At 61.1% G+C, this 18,820-nt stretch carries 16 protein-coding genes; 5 read left to right on the top strand and 11 right to left on the bottom strand.

The annotated features are described in order from the left end of the window. Positions 1-95: 95 nt before the first annotated feature. From AC07SZ_RS13210 to AC07SZ_RS13200, 3 genes are all read right to left on the bottom strand, one after another. Positions 96-725: a methyltransferase family protein gene (locus AC07SZ_RS13210; RefSeq protein WP_494914580.1), complete on the bottom strand. Its 630-nt coding sequence runs from the start codon at positions 723-725 to the stop codon at positions 96-98. Positions 726-828: 103 nt separating this feature from the next. Continuing rightward, complete coding sequence (locus tag AC07SZ_RS13205; RefSeq protein ID WP_494914579.1) at positions 829-2,118, bottom strand: HAMP domain-containing sensor histidine kinase; 1,290 nt, start codon at positions 2,116-2,118, stop codon at positions 829-831. 1 nt (position 2,119) lies between these two features. Then, positions 2,120-2,806, bottom strand: a complete 687-nt coding sequence (locus AC07SZ_RS13200) for a response regulator (protein ID WP_494914578.1) — start codon at positions 2,804-2,806, stop codon at positions 2,120-2,122. Positions 2,807-3,726: 920 nt separating this feature from the next. Between AC07SZ_RS13200 and AC07SZ_RS13195 the strand changes: the two genes are divergently transcribed. The 3 genes from AC07SZ_RS13195 to AC07SZ_RS13185 all read left to right on the top strand — a co-directional run bounded on the left by AC07SZ_RS13195 (position 3,727) and on the right by AC07SZ_RS13185 (position 5,908). Next, positions 3,727-4,065 (top strand): hypothetical protein, encoded by a 339-nt coding sequence (locus AC07SZ_RS13195; protein ID WP_494914577.1) that lies wholly within the window; start codon positions 3,727-3,729, stop codon positions 4,063-4,065. Beyond that, positions 4,066-4,740, top strand: a complete 675-nt coding sequence (locus tag AC07SZ_RS13190) for a phosphatase PAP2 family protein (RefSeq protein WP_494914576.1) — start codon at positions 4,066-4,068, stop codon at positions 4,738-4,740. A gap of 82 nt (positions 4,741-4,822) precedes the next feature. Next, positions 4,823-5,908 carry a phosphatase PAP2 family protein gene (locus AC07SZ_RS13185; protein WP_172371279.1) on the top strand — a complete coding sequence of 362 codons (1,086 nt, stop codon included), beginning with the start codon at positions 4,823-4,825 and terminating at the stop codon, positions 5,906-5,908. 847 nt (positions 5,909-6,755) lie between these two features. Here the strand turns inward: AC07SZ_RS13185 and AC07SZ_RS13180 are convergent. Next, the gene (locus AC07SZ_RS13180; RefSeq protein WP_494914575.1) at positions 6,756-8,300 is read right to left on the bottom strand and encodes an FAD-dependent oxidoreductase; all 1,545 of its coding nucleotides are present in this window, start codon (positions 8,298-8,300) and stop codon (positions 6,756-6,758) included. Positions 8,301-8,648: 348 nt separating this feature from the next. Beyond that, positions 8,649-9,965 carry an NAD(P)/FAD-dependent oxidoreductase gene (locus AC07SZ_RS13175; protein WP_494914574.1) on the bottom strand — a complete coding sequence of 439 codons (1,317 nt, stop codon included), beginning with the start codon at positions 9,963-9,965 and terminating at the stop codon, positions 8,649-8,651. 118 nt (positions 9,966-10,083) lie between these two features. Here AC07SZ_RS13175 and AC07SZ_RS13170 point away from each other — a divergent pair, with 118 nt between their 5' ends. Beyond that, positions 10,084-10,833 (top strand): FadR/GntR family transcriptional regulator, encoded by a 750-nt coding sequence (locus tag AC07SZ_RS13170; RefSeq protein ID WP_494914573.1) that lies wholly within the window; start codon positions 10,084-10,086, stop codon positions 10,831-10,833. Here AC07SZ_RS13170 and bhcD read toward each other — a convergent pair whose 3' ends face one another. Genes bhcD through bhcA form a run of 4 tightly spaced genes read right to left on the bottom strand, consistent with a single transcriptional unit; the run spans position 10,834 to position 15,171 of the window. Continuing rightward, positions 10,834-11,799 carry an iminosuccinate reductase BhcD gene (gene bhcD / locus AC07SZ_RS13165; protein ID WP_494914572.1) on the bottom strand — a complete coding sequence of 322 codons (966 nt, stop codon included), beginning with the start codon at positions 11,797-11,799 and terminating at the stop codon, positions 10,834-10,836. Positions 11,800-11,843: 44 nt separating this feature from the next. Further along, positions 11,844-13,007 (bottom strand): 3-hydroxy-D-aspartate aldolase BhcC, encoded by a 1,164-nt coding sequence (bhcC, locus tag AC07SZ_RS13160; RefSeq protein WP_494914571.1) that lies wholly within the window; start codon positions 13,005-13,007, stop codon positions 11,844-11,846. Positions 13,008-13,018: 11 nt separating this feature from the next. Then, on the bottom strand, positions 13,019-13,966 hold the full coding sequence (bhcB, locus tag AC07SZ_RS13155; RefSeq protein ID WP_494914570.1) for a beta-hydroxyaspartate dehydratase BhcB: 948 nt from the start codon (positions 13,964-13,966) through the stop codon (positions 13,019-13,021). 14 nt (positions 13,967-13,980) lie between these two features. Next, positions 13,981-15,171: an L-aspartate--glyoxylate aminotransferase BhcA gene (gene bhcA, locus AC07SZ_RS13150; RefSeq protein WP_494914568.1), complete on the bottom strand. Its 1,191-nt coding sequence runs from the start codon at positions 15,169-15,171 to the stop codon at positions 13,981-13,983. Positions 15,172-15,351: 180 nt separating this feature from the next. Between bhcA and bhcR the strand changes: the two genes are divergently transcribed. Beyond that, on the top strand, positions 15,352-16,164 hold the full coding sequence (gene bhcR / locus AC07SZ_RS13145; protein ID WP_494914566.1) for an HTH-type transcriptional regulator BhcR: 813 nt from the start codon (positions 15,352-15,354) through the stop codon (positions 16,162-16,164). Between the two features lie 114 nt (positions 16,165-16,278). On the opposite strand, the gene AC07SZ_RS13140 is transcribed toward bhcR, so the two are convergent. Together AC07SZ_RS13140 and AC07SZ_RS13135 are read right to left on the bottom strand one after the other, a co-directional pair. Next, positions 16,279-17,424, bottom strand: coding sequence for an iron-containing alcohol dehydrogenase (locus AC07SZ_RS13140; RefSeq protein ID WP_494914565.1), 1,146 nt, complete (start codon positions 17,422-17,424; stop codon positions 16,279-16,281). Further along, entirely contained in the window at positions 17,421-18,806 is a 1,386-nt protein-coding gene (locus AC07SZ_RS13135; protein WP_494914564.1) for an aldehyde dehydrogenase family protein, read from the bottom strand. Before AC07SZ_RS13135 ends, AC07SZ_RS13140 begins: the two co-directional genes overlap by 4 nt. Positions 18,807-18,820: the final 14 nt, after the last annotated feature.

Here is an 18,820-nt window from a genome sequence, read left to right as displayed (position 1 = left end):
TGTAAAGTTCGGTAAAACATCGCAAGCCGCCGTCTTCGCTCGCCTGGGCAACCGCCAGGCTCGACGAAACCCGTTTCACCGGCGGGCAGCTTCCATCAAAAGAGGTGGAGCACGGGCTTAAGGAGATTTGCGAATTGCAGCGACTCGATCAACTCGGAGCCGGGGATTGCCAATAGAAAGCAACAACCGTCGATAGCAGTACGCTTCAGCACGGCTGGGTCGAACGTCGGGAGCAACCGATGCTCCACGTCGCCGGCGCCTCGTCCAAAGCGAGGGAAGAAGGCGGGAACCTCGCGGCAATATTTCCGGTAGGCATCGCCGAAAAATCCTACCAGAACAGTCGATTCGCGGGCTGAGACATAGGCGAATACCAGATACCCAAACAAAAAGTAGAAGGCCCCGGTCGCGAGCGACCCAAAAGTCAAGCCTATGCCGGCAAGACCCAGGGAAGAAAATAAGTACAACGGATTGCGGGTGTATTTGTAAGGGCCGTTCGTGATGAGTTCCAGATTCTTGCGTCCGCCTATGTACAGCGATGCCCAGCACCGCCCGGCGACACATATGATGATAAATGTGGGCCCCATAAATTCGATGGCTTGGCGAGGAAGAGTCTCCGGCGGCCAAGCGCTCTGCACCAATAGGATCGGCATCAGAAGCAACGGGGCGGCCAGCCAGAGGAACCGCATCCTCTTGCCCTGCTGAAACACCGCCGTGGTCACCGACATTGGTCCGCTTTCTCGCATTTGAAGAACCGGGGTCACCGCTCAGCTTTAGCGATGCCAGCGTTAATGGCCGTAAAGGCAGTGTAAAGATGGGTAAAACTTGCGATCAGCCTCGATCATTCGACGGACTGAACATCGCCGGCTGCCGGGGAATCTCCAGCATGATGGCCAAGCCGCCGACGTCCGGCAGCGACGCGTATACTCGCCCTCCATGGCACTCGATAGCCTGTCTGGCAATCGCAAGGCCAAGGCCGTACCCGCCTCTCGGCGCCGCGTCATTCCCGCGGGAGAATGGCCGGAAGATTCGTTCGAGTTCGTCACGTTTGACGCCCGGCCCCTGATCCGCGACGCACACCTTGAGGAGGTCGTCCGTCGTCTCGCATTTCACGGTGATCTGCGAATGTTCGGCGGTGTATTTGATGGCGTTGCGAATGACGTTTTCCAGCGCCCGGTAGATCAGCTCGCCTTCGACCTCGGCAAGAAAGCTGGCGTCGATATTGGTGGTGATCGAAACCTCGTGGGCCTGGGCTTCAAACGCCGCGTCGCCAAGGATTTCGTTCAGAAGATCGATGACGTCCAGCCTCTGTGTCTTTAATGGGAGACGGGAACCGGCCGTCAGCCTGGCGAGGGTCAGCACTTCGCCGACAAGCGCATCGAGCCGTTCGACCTCCCGATCCATGCGGTCCAGCATGGCGTCGAGTTTCGCCGGACTCTGCCGAAGGACACCCCCGACAGCCTGCAGACGCGACAGCGGGGAGCGCAGTTCATGCGACACGTCGTGGAAAAGTCTCTGCTGTGCATCCTGCAGTTCCTGCAGCCGCGCGGCGCTGGAATCGAAATCGTGCGCGAGCGCCGAGACCTCGTCCTTGCGACCTGCCATCTTGTGCCCGATGCGGACGTCGAAATGGCCATGGGCGAGCGCGCTCAGGCCGTCGCGCAGGTGCACGACGGGACGAATGAGATATCGGGCGAGCGCGGCCGCCGATATCGCGCTCGAAATCAGAATACCGAACCCCGGTACGAACGGACCAAGCTTGTCGAGAATGACACTATATTGCTGGGGCACCGAGATCCGATAGCAAATCCCGTCCTTCAGGACGGTTCTTGTCTCCGCCGTGCTCCTGTCGCTGCATGCGCCGGATTCCGCGATCCTGGAGATCATAAGACCGACCGGTACCGTGTCCTCGCTTATGCGGGCAAGGCGTCGAACGGCATCTTCACCGTCCTTGAGCAGTACGTTTTCAATCAGTTCGAGGACGACCTCCTGCTTCTGATGTGCCAGTCTCGAAGCGGAAGGAAGCGTTTCAAAGAAGTCGAGTGTCAGGATAATGACCGCGACGGACGCGGCAAGCGTCAGCCAGGTTATCACGAAGAACTTCTTAAACAGTCGGGGCATGTCAATCCAAAAGAAGTTGATAGCCCTGACCGCGAACAGACTTTATCCGTGACTGTCCATCTTCCCTGAGGCCGAGCTTCTGACGCACGCTGCTGATATGGACGTCGATGCGGCGATCGAACGGGGTCAGCGGCTTTCCAAAAGCCCGTTTTGAGATGTCCTGCTTCGATATCAACTGGCCGGCATTGCGAGCGAGAACCTCGAGCAGGCTGAACTCCGTGCCGGTAAGCTCCAGCGGCTTCCCCTCCCATTCGGCGGTTCTGTTGCCTGGTTGAACCACCAGCCGCCCGGCTCTCAGCGTGTCGGTGGCCCCGCCGGCCGCAGGCTGGTTCGCACGACGAAGAATCGCGCGCACCCTGGCCGCGAGTTCTCCTGGAGAGCAGGGTTTCGTCACATAATCGTCGGCACCGAGGTTCAGGCCGGATATCCGGTCGATGTCATCGCCTCTCGCCGTCAGCATCAGCACGGGAACCTGGCTCAGCTTCCTGATCCTTCGCAGGATCTCGATCCCGTTCATTCGGGGCATCATGATATCGAGCACGATCAGGTCCACGGCATTGCGCGCGGCCGCGGCAATGGCTGTGCCGCCGTCCGCGCCTGTCGCGACGTCATACCCTTCTTCGACCAGGTATTCCTGCAGCAGCGTCGTCAACTCGACATCGTCGTCGATGAGGAGGACCTTGTTCATCACATTCCGTCCGTCATTGATGCCGGTCACCCATAAGGCACAAACACCCGCCAGCGACGCGATTTTACCCAGCTTAACACAATTTGACGGCGCTTAACGTCCGCGCGACTATGCATGGACAGGCGACACCGGTCGCGTCCAACCAACGCTGGGATCTTCCGCCTTTATGTGGCTGCAGATTCAAGGCGGACGCGCGCGCCCAACCTTCAGGACAGGTCGCGTGCTTTTCAGGCCTGCTCAACGGCATTTTCTGGGACAGACGAAGGGGACAGAGCACAGACCACGCTGCTGGCTGATCAGGCCGCTCTGACAATGGTAGCTTCGCGCCCAATGCCGGCCGTCGCGGTCAGTCTTGCCACCTCCCGAAAGCAGACATGCTCGAACCCCGCAGGAGGTTGGTTGCACCAGAACCTTTTGCCCCCATTTCTGCCGATAGGGGTATGCACGCGAGGTCAAGGCAAGCCGGGCTATGTTTTGACCGCCGTGCCCGTCCCAGCACTTGGCTGCTTGCGCTGCCCGCCAAAGTGATCGAGACCAGTCGCGGATACATGGCCGGCCAAACCTTCGGCAAGAGGCTGTTCTCGTACCTTTTCCGGATTGCGGTTGATCCATAACAGTGGCAGCCCAACTTCTTCCTTTTGCTGCCATCTCTCCCGTCTAAACATGGCAGCGCCGGGACGTAGAAAATGACTGCGGGGAGCGGCAGTGCGGGAGCATCGATGCCTCATCGTCGCCAAGCGCATCTCGACTGCGCGCATTGCGATCGAGTTAAAGTAATCTATCAGTAATATTGACGTAGTATCGACAAACTACTTTATGCAAAACGTCATATTAGATACTGTTAAATTATGATGATCTTAAATTCCGAAGTCTGCCAGTACAGCCCGTCCGCAAAATGGTCGGTGAGATTGGCATTCTGCGTGAGCATCTATGTGCTCGCCGCATTCTTCCTTGATCCGCAATCGTTCGTGGCTCTAAGTCAGATCTACGCCGAAAAATTCCTCGTCGCCATTCCGATATTGTTGGTTGGAGGCGTTGGCAGCGCAGCTCTCATTTTCGGCCGCCAGGCACCGACGCGCTACGCCGTTGAACTGCTTCGAACGCGATGGCGGGGTTGCGTGCCGGTGCTGCTGTTCTTCCTCGTCGGCATGACCGCGTTTTCCACCTACAAGAGTGCGATTCCGAAAATCGTTCCGTTCTATACCGATCCATGGCTTGCCGACCTGGATGAGTGGATACACGGAGCGGCGCCATGGTAATTGGCGCATCGCCTCGATCACGATCTATGGGCGTTCTTTGTCTTCAAGAACTACGATGTGCTTTGGTATGCGCTGTGGTTTGGAACGGTTCTCTCCGTGGCTATGTGGTCGGATCGGATCGCACGGATTCGCTATCTCTGGGCGCTTGCGTTGACCATCTCGATCGTCGGTACACTGCTCGCACTTCTCCTGTCGTCCGCTGGTCCCATCTACTACGATTATTTCGTCGGTAGTGACCGCTTCGACGAACTAAGGGTGGCCATGTCGGCTCTGGAGTCCAGCGTCATCGTCCGAGAATACGCCGATTATCTTTTGACCTTGCACACGACAGGAAATGCAGGTTTGGGGGGCGGCATCTCGGCCATGCCCAGCCTGCACGTCGCCCTTGCCACCCTGAACGCCTATTTCCTTTCCTCCCTCAACCGCTGGCTTGGCGTTCTTGGTTGGATCTTCGCTGCCTTGATCATGTACGGGTCAGTGTACACTGGATGGCACTACGCGGTGGACGGCTACATCTCGATCGTAGTGGTATCGGTGATCTGGTGGGGGACTGGACGCCTAGTGCGCGAGCAGCATCATCTGACCCTCCCATGGATGGACACCGCCGTGTCCGAACCGTCGACCTCCGCGCTCTTGAAGAATGACCGCATCACTCCTGGGATGGACGCCTCGTAGCGAAAATTCCCGTACATACTGTTCCTCTGAATATACGTGCCCGGCCAACGCGAAACCTGTTCGAACGCTCGATATAGTTCTCATGGCTTCTTCCGAAATCACGCGAGACCTTGCGCCAGAAAAGCAGCTTCCGGCATGGCTCGCTTACGCGAGGCGCTGCAACGCGATGCTCTGCGCAGTGATCTTTGCGTTCGTCTTTCTGACTTTTGTGGTCGCAACAATCAGCGGCGATTCGATCCTGCCCCATGTCTTCGAATATGCCGAGCGGGTCGTGCGAGCCTTTCTGTTGTTGAGTTCCGCCCTTGTCATCTGGGCTTGCTCAGGCGCGATCGTACAGGGTCGTCACGGATCACCAGTCAGCCTCGCGACGGCTCGCATGAGAAACCTGGTTACGTCGAACACGCTTACACGGTTTCTCTACGCCAGCGCCATATTGGTTCTCTTCATGGCCGCCTTCCTCTACAACAAGATGTTGATCCCGGTTGTGGCCCCTTTCCAATGGGACGAGACCTTCTCGCGTTGGGATGCAGGTCTTTTGGGCGGGTACCAGGCCTGGCAGATCATCCAGCCGGTTGTCGGCGTACCGTGGATGACCGTGCTCTTGGACGTGGCATATTCATCATGGGTGCCGGTAGTCTTCCTGTTCTGGGGCGGGCTGTTCGCCAGTCCGCGCGTGCCGGAGCCGATACGTGTCCGCTATTGGTGGGCGACGATCATGTCCTGGCTCCTGATAGGCTTGGTGATGGCAACAATGTTCTCTTCCGCGGGACCTTGTTACTTCTCGGAAATCGTACCGGGCACGCCCTCGCCCTATGGCGATCTCATGCACTATCTCGACGGGGTGGATGCGGACTATTCTTTGTCTTCATCCTTGACCAAGGATTTTCTTTGGCAGGTCCATATCGGCACGTTCGACCTGCCCGGAGGCATCTCGGCCATGCCCAGTATGCACAACGCGCAGGCGGCTTTGTTTGCGGCGGTCGCGTACTCCCTCGACCGCAGGCTCGGCCATGTCATGCTGGCCTACGCCGTGTTGATCTTTCTCGGCTCGATTCATCTTGGATGGCACTATGCCGTGGATGGGATTGTCGGTGTTGTCGCGGCGCTCGCCATTTGGATTGCATGCGCAAAGGTGGCTAGGAGCGAACGGAAGTGTTCTGTTGAATAGCGGCCCTCACACCGAGAGGCGAAGCAGCAGATCGATAAGGGGCGGCCGCGCGCCGAGGGACTTGCTGGGCCGTTGAGACCGTGCGCCTTATCCAACCCTGATAGGCAGTTTGCAAGGTTAAATCAAAGCGCTGCCCTTTTGGGCATTGGTTGACCCTACAGGCAGCACGAGCAATGCCGATTCCACGAAAAAGCCGTATCGCATGCGATGCCGGCAACGGGAAAATGTGCTCTTGGCGCGTCCCGCGTATCGAAAAACTGGCTTCGTGCTTACGCGAACCTAAGCGCATCCGGTGCGGTGGATTGCGTGAAGCCAAGTAGTCAACTGATATTCAAGGGAAAACTGGCGCGCCCGTAAAGATGAAAATGAGAACTCGTATATCATTGTTTCTAAAATATAAATTCAAACTGACGACTCTGAGACGAAGTAGCCCTTCGTGTCGGTGAGCCACCTCACCGGCAGAGGCGGACATACGGTCTTACGATGAACCAGAAATCCTCCGCTCTCAGTTAAGCCGATTTGGTCCCATCAGTGCTGACGCCGGACAGCCTCCGCGGTTCGGCGTCACAGACAGAATCATGGAAGATTCAACGGGTGCAAATCACGCACGGAAGATGTGGGTACAGGCTTGTGACGTGGAGGGAGTCGAAGAGCGGTCTTGCTGGTTTTGGCACGAAGCGGGCCAAAAGACTGGCTCCCATTATCTACAGAAGTGGTTGCACTTCGCTGTCCGGCAGGCGGCCAATAAGCTGAAGGGCCTGAATAACGAGTGCTGGATGCGAAGCGGGCGGAGGTTGCTGGAAACCGCGCGATGCTTCTGCGCTGCTTCTGCCGAAGCGATCCTCCCTCAAGAGGAAAGCTCAACGCGGTGGTTGCGCCATGCGTAGTCGTTAAAGCTGTCCACTTCCGCCTGGCATCTCCGATCGGACCAATGGAGAATGCTTCCCATCGCACCGACCGTCCTTTCTAGGAGTTCCGGCGTCACGGCCTTGTCCCAAAACAGCGGCGTTCGGCGGCAAAGGATGTCAATGGCGCTCGTCGCGTGCTCGGCTGTCAAGAAATGGCGAACAGCATACTCAATCTCCTCATAAGACGATGCGTCCGTGAGAATTGGAGTGGTCCGCGGTGAATAGTTGATCGCCTTGGCCGGCCCGGCCGAATCAAGCACGTCGGCGATCTTCCTCGTGATCCGTCTAGCGGTTTGCCGGTGGTTGACGATGATGCCCCACGTCACAGCCAAGAGATGGCGTGCACCATAGTCCACCATGTCGTGGAAGATGCTGAACGGCAGACGTTTGCCTTTTGCTCGCTCGGGATCGAAAGTGATCGGGCGAGCACCAGCCCACGCCATCTCGACCTTCGCTTCCTTAATTGGAAGGCCGGGAAGTAGAGCTTGTGCCTCGCGAATGATGAAATCAATGTCCTCTTCGAGGGGGACAACCTCATTGGGATGTCCGTTGTAGATTGTCTCGGTCGGCCCGAGATAGTGATAGTCGCCCCAAGGCAAGCAGAAGATATTTTCGCCCTCCGAATTATCGCCGGCAATGCCGTACCCCTTGAATTCATCAGGTAGCCGAATCAAGACATGCACGCCCTTGATCGCCTGCACGCGCGGCCCGATGTTGTTTAGGCCAGGGACCATACGGTTAGTCCGATCGATCTCGATTCCGGCGAGATTAAGGACATAGCGCGCTTCGACTGTCGCTTTGTGCTCGTCGTCGGCCAGCGTCAGCCTCCAGTTCGCCTTGTCGGATTTCTCCAGACGCACGACCTCGGTATAGTTTCGGATTACCGCACCCATATCCTCAGCGTCTAGGCATGCGTCGAGGGCAATGCGTTCAGCCCACCTGAACTGCTGGTCCGTGAAGGCCACGACCGAGCATATGTCTGCCTGATTGGCAAGATGTTTGATAAACGGATGTGGTGACGCAGTCCCCTTCCAGCGGCGATAGTTGATCGGGCTGCGGCCTCGGTTCACTAGCTTGATGATTGTGGCGCCTATGTCCACGTGCCAACCTCGGTAACCCGCATTCTTATAGATGGGTAGCGCGATGTCCATCGGTCGCAGATAGGTGCGGATTGTTTTGTAAAGCTCGCCCTGTGCCGTCGCCATGTCGCTCGCAGTGCGAAGTTTCGTAAGCAGCGTTCCCGGCGCGAATAGGAATTCCGAGACGGATTTCGTCGGCGCGAGGAACCTCAGCCCACAGTGCAGAATGCGTCCCGAGCGACTGGTCGCCCCACTGGCGAAATCCTGCTTCTCCACGAGCAACACTTTGTAGCCGGATGCCGAGAGATGCTGCGCTGCGGCGCAGCCGTTTATCCCGCCGCCGATGATCGCTACGTCGAAGGATCGCCCATCATACTTGGTCAATGCGGAACGCAAGTTTCCCATCTTTAAACTCCACCTCTCAAGCCAGACGGCTTGACTTTCCCTTGTTCATGAACAACTCGATTCCGAGCATGGACACCACCGTGATCGATGATCATCGGTGAACGCGGTTTTTCTTGAGCGCGCGCGGATCCATCATCGTAGTCCGCGCATAAGGATCGAATGGGAAGCCAAGGGCCGCCGACAAGATGGCCGCCATCATACCACCAGTAGGATGAGCAGGATCGCGTCAATCCAAATTCCAAATCTGAAATAGGTCTGGCACCAGCGCATCAAATAGCTCTTGGGGAAGAAACCCGATATTGTTCTTGTTTACCTTTCCGCCTCCATTCAATTTTTCTCGCATACGTTTTAGAACCTATCCGCGCGCAACGGATGAAGGTCTATCGCCGGCTTGTGCCCGCCGATGAGATCGCAGACCAAGCGCCCGGTAATCCCGGCGAGGGTGAGCCCTATGTGCCCATGGCCGAAGGCATAGGCGATCCTGGAATCCGTCGGCGAACGCGAGATCACCGGCAGCGAATCCGGCATAGACGGCCGGAAGCCCAGCCACGTCCTTCCAGCCTCGCCAAGCCCCGGCAGCAGGACGCGGCTCATCTTCTCGATGACGTCTGTCCGCGCCGAGCGCGCCGGCTTGCCAAGTCCACCCAGTTCCACCGTGCCCGCCGACCGCAGCCCCTCGCCGAGCGGCGTCATATAGAAGCCATGCTCGGGATAGCAGGTCGGCGCGCTCAGGATATTTCCGTCGCGCGGAAAAAGGACGTGATATCCACGCTCGGCATCGAGCCGTATCCTGTCGCCAACCGTCCGCGCCAGTTGGCGGGACCACGCACCAGCGGCAACGACGACGCGATCCGCCTCCACCGCCCGCCCATCTTGGCACCTTACGGTGAGGCCGCCGTCGCGTGGCTCGATTGCGCGCGAAATGCTGCGGACGAACCTGCCGCCCTTGCTTTGGAACAGGGAGGCAAGCGCCTGCGCGTATCGCAGTGCATCGTCGATCCTGTACGCGTCGTTGAACAGGAGGCCGTTGCTGTAGAGCGGAGCCAGATTCGGTTCGCGCTCCCTGACGGCCCTCCGGTCCAGCATCTCCATGCGCACACCTTCGCGCCGCCGCAGGTCGATATCGCGCTGCGCGCGCGCAAAACTGCGCTCGGACCGGTAGAGATAAAGACAGCCGTCCGGCCGCTTCAGGTGCGTCGCCCGCGCCTCTTCGAAAAGCGGATTATGGCCTGCCTCTGCCAGCCTTATCAACTGGCCAAGCACGCCGACTATGCGATGGAATTCGCGCTGGCTGGACGCCCGCAGGAAATCGACGAGCCAGGGCAAGAGCCGCGGCAGGTCGCCCCAGAAGATCGACAGCGGGCTCGCGCGCTTCATGAGCATGCCTGGCACGTCGCTCAAGATCCCCGGCGTACCGACGGGGATGCACGCGCCAAGCGCTACGGTGCAGGCGTTGCCGAAGCTTGCCGCACCCAGGTAGCCGCTGCCGGCAAGCGGCGGCTCCGGATCTATGATCGTGACCGCATGCCCGGCTCTCTGCAGCCACAGAGCCGACGACAGCCCGACCACGCCCGCGCCGAGGACAACCACGGAGACGCGCTCGGACTGGGGCAACGGCTTGATGGCTGTAAGTTCCGGGACACTTGAGTAGGTCGGCACAGGCACGCGGGATTGCCTTTCCTCTAATCATATGAGCAGATGCATTACTCATATGATTAGATCTTGTGTCAACCGCAAATTTGATGTGTAGGAGATTGTCCACGCAACACGTCGGAGTCTCGAAATGCCGGAGCTCGCCCGCAGGCCCTCCCTATTTTCACACACGCTCAACCAGCTCGGCCGACAGATCGTCAGCGGGCACTACGGCGAGAGCGGAATGATCCCGCCGGAGCCAAGACTATGCGAGCAACTGGGCGCCAGCCGGGGCGTCCTGCGCGAAGTCCTGCGCGTCCTCAGCCAGAAGGGCCTGATTTCGGCGCAACCGAAAGTCGGCATACGGGTCGAGCCGGAACGCAACTGGAACGTCATGGATCTCGACGTTCTCAACTGGCTCTGGGAGTTCGGCCCGCGGACCAGCTACATCCGGGAATTCCTCGAGTTCCGGCTGATCTTCGAGCCGGCGGCCGCAAGCGCGGCAGCCAGGAACGCCACCGAGGCCGATCGCAAGGAGATCATCGATCTCTACACCATCCTGGCGGAAGAAAGCGATCGCATCTCCGACAGGAGTTCCGACGAACGCGCCCAGGACGCCGACCTGCAGTTTCACCTTGCCGTCTTTCGCGCGTCGCGAAACCGCCTGCTCGTCTATACCGGGACGCTGATCGGCCACATCATGCGCCAGCAGATCGCCGTGACGACGTCCACGCCCGGCGTCTTCCGTGATGCGGTGCCGCTGCACCAGCAAATGGCCGAGGCCATTTCCCGGGGCGATTACCGGGAGGCCGAGCGCGCCGCCCACGACAACGTCATCTGGACGCAGAACGCGCTCGACAGGCTCAATCTCGAACATCAGGCCGCGGTGGCCGACAAGTAGCTACGCGTCGACTTCGATGGCCGTGCCGCGAGCCAGAGCAAGCTCTACGGCGGCGGACGCCACAGCCAGGTCCTGAAGTCCCACGCCCGTGCCGTCGAACAGCGTTATCTCCTGCGCATCGCGACGCCCAAGGTGACCACCGGCGATGACGTCGCCGATCGGCACGATCGCCGCCGTGTCGATCGAGCCCAGCCTGAACGCATGCTGGGCCTCGCCGATGGATGTCGACTGCTCGACCTCGTCCGTGAAGACCGTCGATGCCGCGACGATTTCCGCAGCGATCTCCTGTTTCCCCCTGGTATCGGTGCCCATGCAGGCCAGATGCGTGCCGGGCCGTATCATCCCTTCCGCAAGCACAGGGCCGAACGAGGAGGTGATGGTGATCACGACATCGGCTTCCCCGCAAAGCTGCTCGAGGCTCACGGGCTGGAACGGCAGGCCCTTCTCCCGTGCCACGCTTGCAAGGCGCTCCAGCTTTTCGGGTGTCTTGTTCCAGCCGAGGACCTTTTCGAACGGCCGCTGGTCGAGCGCCGCGCGCAACTGGAACGCCGACTGGTGGCCGGCGCCGACGATGCCGAGCACTTTGGAATCCGGTCGCGCCAGGTGCTTGATCGAGACGGCCGAAGCTGCGGCCGTCCGCAATGCCGTCAGCAGATTGCCGCCGACGATGGCACGACAGCGGCCGGTATCGGCGTCGAACAGGAAGATCGTGGACTGATGGTTGGTCAGCCCCTTCTGCGCGTTGTGCGGCCAGTACCCGCCTGACTTAAGGCCGAGCGCGAGGCTCTCGCGATCGAATCCCGACTTGAAGCCGTAGAGCGCATCGGCATGGCCGATTGCCTCGCGCATCACCGGGAAGTTGCGGGCCGACTTCCTGGCCATAGACGCAAATGTCTGTTCCACCGCCATGAAGCAATCGGCGGCCGACACAAGTCCTGCGATGTCGCGTTCGGGGATGATGATCATGATGCCTCTGCTGCGAAGGATGCCGGGCTTGGCCATGCATATGATCAATATGCCTTGCCGCGGGCCGATATCGGCCAAAGGGTCTCGACCTTGCCGTTGCGGACGCCGACATACCAGTCGTGCACGTTGCATGTCGGGTCGCAGTGGCCGGGAACGAGACGCAGCTTCTCGTTGATCTTGAGAGCGCCGGTCGTGTCCTCGATGACGCCGTGCTCGTCGCTGCACTTGATGTATTTCACATCGTCGCGGCCATGGACGAAGGGCAGTCCGCTATCGACCGACTGCGCCTTGAGCCCGGCATCGCAGATCGCCTTGTCGGCCTTGGCGTGGCTCATCACCGACGTCAGGATGAAGAGCGCGTTCTCCCATTCGCCCTGGTCGATGCGCTTGCCCTGCCTGTCGAGGATGCGCCCGTAGTCGGCGTCCATGAAGGCGTAGGAGCCGCATTGCAGCTCGTTGTAAACGCCTGACTCCGCCTCGAAATAATAGGAGCCGGTTCCTCCGCCCGAGACTAACTCGGGCTCGAGGCCCGCCGCCTTCAGGCCGGCGACGGCATGCTTCACCTGCGCGACGGCCGCGTCGATCTTAGCCTTGCGATCCTCGTAGCCGTCGATGTGCTGCATGGCTCCCTGATAGGCCTGGATGCCGGTGAACTTCAGGTTCGGCGCGGCAGCGATCGCCTTGGCGATCGTCACCACCTCATCGGTCGTCTTGACGCCGCAGCGGCCGGCGCCGCAGTCGATCTCGACAAAGCATTCAAGCGTCGTGCCGTGGGCCTGGGCGGCGGCCGACAGGTCGGCGACGTTGGCCAGGTCGTCGACGCAGACGATGACGCGCGCGCCGAGTTTTGGCATGCGGGCGAGACGATCGATCTTCGCGGCGTCGCGCACCTGGTTCGAGACGAGGATGTCCTTGATGCCGGCGCGGGCGAAGACCTCCGCCTCGGACACCTTCTGGCAACAGACGCCGATGGCGCCTCCCAGTTCCATCTGCAGCTTCAGCACGTCGACCGACTTGTGCATCTTGCCGTGGGCGCGGTGGCGCATGCCGTGCGCCTTGGCGTAGTCGCCCATCTTCCTGACGTTGCGCTCCAGCGCGTCGAGGTCGAGGATCAGGCAAGGCGTCTGGATGTTGGCCTCGTCCATGCCGGGCAGCGCCGGGACATCGAAGCCAACCTCGTAGCTGGCAAAATTCGTCGGTGCGTTCATTGGGACTTTCCTCAGTTCCACGGCAGTTTGTCGAGATCGACATTGCCGCCGGTGACGATGACGCCGACGCGCTTGCCGGCGAAGATTTGCGGGTTCTTCAGGATCGTTGCCAGCGGCACGGCGCTGGACGGCTCCATGACGATCTTCAGGCGTTTCCAGATCAGCTTCATGGCGTCGACGATCTCCTGCTCGGACGCCGTCAGGATGTCGGTCACATGCTTCTGCACGAAATGCCAGGTCAGCTCCTTCAGCGGCACCTTGAGCCCGTCGGCGACCGTGTTCGGCGCATCGTCCGCGATGATGTGGCCGGCCTTGAAGCTGCGGTAGGCGTCGTCGGCCTGCTCCGGCTCGGCCGCATAGATCTTCATATGCGGAGCTAGGCTGGCGAGCGTCAGGCAGGTGCCCGACACCATGCCGCCGCCGCCGATCGGAGCGACGACCGCATCGAGACCATCGACCTGCTCGATCAGTTCCGCCGAGCAGGTCGCCTGCCCCGCTATAACGCGGTGGTCGTTGTAGGGGTGGGCGAATTCAGCCCCCGTCTCGGCCACGACCTCGGCGAAAACAGCCTCGCGGCTGGAGGTCGACGGCTCGCATTCCACCACGCGACCGCCATATCCCATGACCGCGTCCTTCTTGGCCTGCGGCGCGGTGCGCGGCATGACGACCGTGCAGGGGATACCGCGCTGCTTGGCGGCATAGGACAGGCAGGTGCCGTGATTGCCGCTGGAATGCGTCGCAACGCCCCTGGCCGCCTGCTCGTCCGACAGGCTGAACACGGCATTGTTGGCGCCGCGGGCCTTGAAGGCGCCGGCCTTCTGGAAATTCTCGCATTTGAAGAACAGTTGCGCGCCGGATAGCTCGTCCAGCATGCGCGAGGTGAGCACCGGGGTGACATGGATATGCGGCGTGATGCGCGCGCGCGCGGCGCGCATGTCTTCGAGCGTTGGAATATACATGGACGCTTCCTTCATCATGCGGCCTTCTGCCGGGTATTGGCTGCACCAGTTCGATAATGTTCCTGCGCCGCCGCGACCCCGGAACCAAGCCTGATCGGCAAACCGAGGTCGGCCATGACCATCTCGGCGGTGGCCAGACCGGACAGCGCCATCACGTCGGTCAGGCTGCCGAGATGGCCGATGCGGAACACCTTGCCCGCCAGTTCGCCGAGGCCCGTGCCAAACGAAACGCCGTAGGCGTTCAGCGCGTGCGCGACGATCCTGTTTGCATCGAAACCGTCGGGAACGCGGATGGCGCTGACGGTGTCGGAATAAAGCTCCGGCCGGATTGCGCAAAGCTGCAGCTCCCAGGCGTCGACCGCGCGGCGGACACCTTCCGCTATGCGACGATGCCGGGCGAAGACGTTCTCGAGCCCCTCATCGAGCAGCATCTCGGCCGCTGTCTTCAAACCGTTGAGCAGGCCGACCGGAGGCGTGTAGGGGAAGCCGCCTGCGCAATAGTTGCCGAGCATGTCGCGCACGTCGAAGAAGCTTCGCGGCAGCTTCGCCTCGGCAACCGCATCCATCGCCTTCGGCGAAAAGCCGACGATCGCCAGGCCCGGCGGAAGCATGAACCCCTTCTGCGAGCCGGTGACGGCGATATCGACGCCCCACGCGTCCATGCGGAAATCCATCGAGGCGATCGAGCTGACGCCATCGACGAACAGCATGGCGGGATGCCCTGCGGCGTCGAGCGCGCCGCGCACAGCGGCGATGTCGGAGCGGACGCCCGTCGCCGTCTCGTTGTGCGTGGCAAGCACAGCCCTGATTTCATGGGACGCGTCGCCGGCGAGGATTTGCGCGAGGCGGTCGGCCGGAATGCCGTCACCCCACCTCTGAGCCGCCACCACGACATCGAGCCCGTGCCGCCGGCACATCTCGATCCAGCGGTGGCTGAACACTCCGTTGCGCGTTGCCAGAACCTTGTCGCCGGGCGACAGCGTGTTGGTTATCGCCGCCTCCCAGCCGCCCGTGCCGGTCGCCGGGAAGACGATGATTTCCGCGCGCTCGCTCTTGAGGACCTTCTTCACGCCGTCCAGAACTGGATGAAGAATCCTTCCAAACAGAGGGCTGCGATGGTCGACCGTTGGAATGTCGATGGCCTTGCGCAGGACTTCCGGGATGTTTGTCGGGCCGGGAATGAAGATGGGATTCTGGCTGGTCACAACGACTGATCCTTGCTCGATGAAAATTCTACCACGGAGCCAAATTCACGTAAATTTTTTTGAAATGTTTTTTTATTTTGCATTTTTCATAAAAATATATATTATAAATCAAAGGCTTAAATTTTTTCATTTTATGACAAGATATTTCGACGATAAATATACCCAAAATGGGAATGAGCGATGACAGAACAAACCGGTAGACGGCGCGGGCGGCCAAAGGGATCAAAATCTCCCTCGCCGAGCATGGGGATACAAGCTCTGGATCGCGGCATCGACGTGCTCGAGGCGCTGGCCGCCCATGACGGCATCACCCTTACCGAACTGTCGGCACATCTTGGCCAGTCATCGGCCACGATGTACCGTGTTCTGGCGACGCTGGAGCAGCGCCGCTACGTCGAGACAAGCCCAGAGCGCCAGGAATGGTTCGTGGGGCCGGAAGCGTTCAGGCTCGGCTCGGCCTTCGTGCGCCGCACCAACATCGTCGAACGCAGCCGATCGGTGATGCGCGAGCTGATGTCCAGGACAGGCGAGACATCCAACCTCGGCATCGAGCGCGAAGGCCATGTGCTGTTCGTCAGCCAGGTGGAATCGCACGAGACGATCCGCGCCTATTTCCCTCCCGGCGCCCGGTCACCGCTGCACGCCTCAGGCATCGGCAAGGCGCTACTGAGCGCCTTTGTAGAGGAGAGGCTCGAAGCCTTCATCAAGACGACGAATTTCACGCGTTTCACCGACAAGACGATCGCGACCGCCGGCGGACTGCGCGAAGAAATTCAGGCTACCCGCCAGCGGGGTTATTCGTTCGATGACGAGGAAAGGACGATCGGCATGCGCTGCGTCGCGGCATGCATCCTGAACGGCTACTCAGAGGCTGTCGCCGGTATCTCGATTTCCGGCCCCACGCCAAGGATGCCGGATGCGCGCATCCGCGAGATGGGCCTGCTGGTCACCGAGGCGGCGCGCGAGATATCAAGACGCCTGGGTGCAAGCTGACCCATCTCGGCACGTCCGCGATGGGGGTTCGTAAAAAAATAAGGCACTTCCGGAGGCGCTGCTGCTCACCGGAAGTGCCCATGGGCCGATCCCCGGCTACGCCGGGGTCAACGATCAGATGCTCTCGGCAAACAGTTTCTTCGCGGCGTCGAGCGTGAGCTCCACCGGGTTGCCCCCGGCGGTCGGGTCGACGATCGCCATTGCCGCCATCTCGTCGATGCGGTCCGTGCCTACGCCGAGCTGCGAGAGTTTGTCCGGAACGCCGAGTTCCTCACGGAGGCCAAGCACGAAGTCGTAGAAACCGTCGAAGCCGCCGGCGATGCCGAGATAGGCCGCCGCCTGCGCGAGCTTCTCTTCCACGGCTGGCCGGTTGAAGCGCAGCACCGGCGGCATCACCACCGCGTTGGTCATACCGTGATGCGTGTTGTAGATCGCGCCTACCGGGTGGGACAGCGAGTGGATCGCGCCGAGACCCTTCTGGAAGGCGACCGCGCCCATCGCCGCCGCCGACATCATGTGCGAGCGCGCCTCGATGTCGGAGCCGTCCTTCACCGCCTTCGGCAGGTTCTCCTTCACCAGCCGCATGCCTTCCAGCGCGATGCCCTGGCTCATGGGGTGGTAGAAGGGCGAGGAGTAAGCCTCCAGGCAATGCGCGAAGGCGTCCATGCCGGTGCCGACCGTAATGACCTTCGGCATGCCGACCGTCAGCTCCGGATCGCAGATGGTCACCGCCGGCAGGAATTTCGGATGGAAGATCACCTTCTTGGTGTGCGTGTCCGAGTTGGTGATGACCGAGGCGCGGCCGACTTCCGAGCCGGTGCCTGCCGTGGTCGGCACGGCGACGATCGGCGCGATGCCTTCCACCGAGGCGCGGGTCCACCAGTCGCCGATGTCCTCGAAATCCCAGACCGGCCGGCTCTGGCCGACCATGAAGGCGACCGCCTTGCCTAGGTCGAGGCCCGACCCGCCGCCAAAGGCCACCACGCCGTCATGGCCGCCGTCCTTGAACGCCTTCACGCCGGCCTCGAGGTTCTTCTCGTTCGGGTTCGGGTCGACGTCGGCGAATATCGCGCGGCTGAGGCCGGCCGCGTCGAGGATATCCAGCGCATTCTGCGTGATCGGCATCGGCGCGAGGCCGCGATCCGTCACTAGCAGCGGGCGCTTCATGCCGACCGCCTTGCAGTGGTCGGCGAGTTCCTTGATCCGGCCGGCGCCGAACTTGACGGCGGTCGGATAGCTCCAGTTTGCAGTGATGCTCATGCTGTGATCTTCTTGAGGTGATAGGATTTCGGACGCGTCAGGTTCTGGAAGCCGATGACCGACAGGGAGCCGCCGCGCCCGGTGTTCTTGACGCCGGTCCAGCACAGCGCGGGATCGAGATAGTCGGCGCGGTTCATGAAGACGGTGCCGGTCTCGATGTCGGCGCCGATGCGGGCGGCGCGCTCGGGGTCTTTCGTCCACAGCGATGCTGTGAGGCCGAACTCGCTGTCGTTCATCAGCGCCAGCGCCTCGTCGTCGCCCGACACCTTCATGATGCCGACGACCGGGCCGAAGGATTCATCGCGCATCACCCGCGTCGTGTGGTCGACATTGGTGAGGATCTGCGGCGCGAGGTAGGCGCCGCCGTCGTCCTGCGGGAAATTCGCCGCGTCGACGACCGGAAAGGCGCCGGCGGCGATCGCCTCGCCGACCTGGGCGCGGACCTCGGCGGCGAAACGCTTGTTGGCCATCGGGCCGAGCGTCGTCTCGGGATCGAGCGGGTTGCCGAGTTTCATGTTCAACACCCAGGCCGCGGATTTTTCGACGAACGCGTCGTAGAGCGAAGAGTGCACGTAGATGCGCTCGATGCCACAGCAGCACTGGCCGGAGTTGAACATCGCGCCGTCCATCAGCGTGTCGACGGCCGCGTCGAGGTCGGCGTCCTCCATCACATAGCCGGGATCCTTGCCACCGAGCTCCAGCCCGAGTCCGACGAAGGTGCCGGCGGCAGCCCGCTCGATCGAGCGCCCGCCTGCCACCGAACCGGTGAAGTTGATGAAGTCGAACTGCCGCGCCTTGATCAGGTCCGAGGTCGTCTGGTGGTCGAGGAACAGGTTCTGGAAGACGTCCTCCGGCACGCCCGCCTCGACGAAGGCGTGCACCATGCGCTCGCCGACCAGCAGGCTCTGCGTCGCGTGCTTGATGACGACCGTGTTGCCGGCCATCAGCGCTGGCGCGACCGTGTTGATCGCCGTCATGTAGGGATAGTTCCACGGCGCGATAACCAGCACGACGCCGTGCGGCTCGTGCAGGATCTGGCGCGTGAAGGTCGCGCTGTCCTCGACGACCAGCGGCGCCAGCGCATCGGCGGCGATCGACGCGACATAGTTCGAGCGCTCGTTGAAGCCGCGGAATTCGCCGCCGTACTTGACCGGGCGGCCGATCATGTGGGCGAGTTCCGGCACCACTTCGTCTACCATCTCGTTCAGCCGCGCGACGCCGGCCATGACCAGCTTCACGCGCTTGTCGAGCGGCTGCGCTGCCCAGTCCTTGCGGGCGGCGCGCGCCTTCGCGATCGCGGCGCTCGCCTCTTCATACGATTGCGTCGGCCGCTCGGCATAGACCGATCCGTCGATGGGCGAAATGCATTTCAGAATTGTCACGATCCTACTCCTAA

The sequence above is a fragment of the Mesorhizobium sp. GW821-FHT07A06 genome (assembly GCF_059419085.1).
This window is presented reverse-complemented; position numbering and strand designations above follow the sequence as displayed.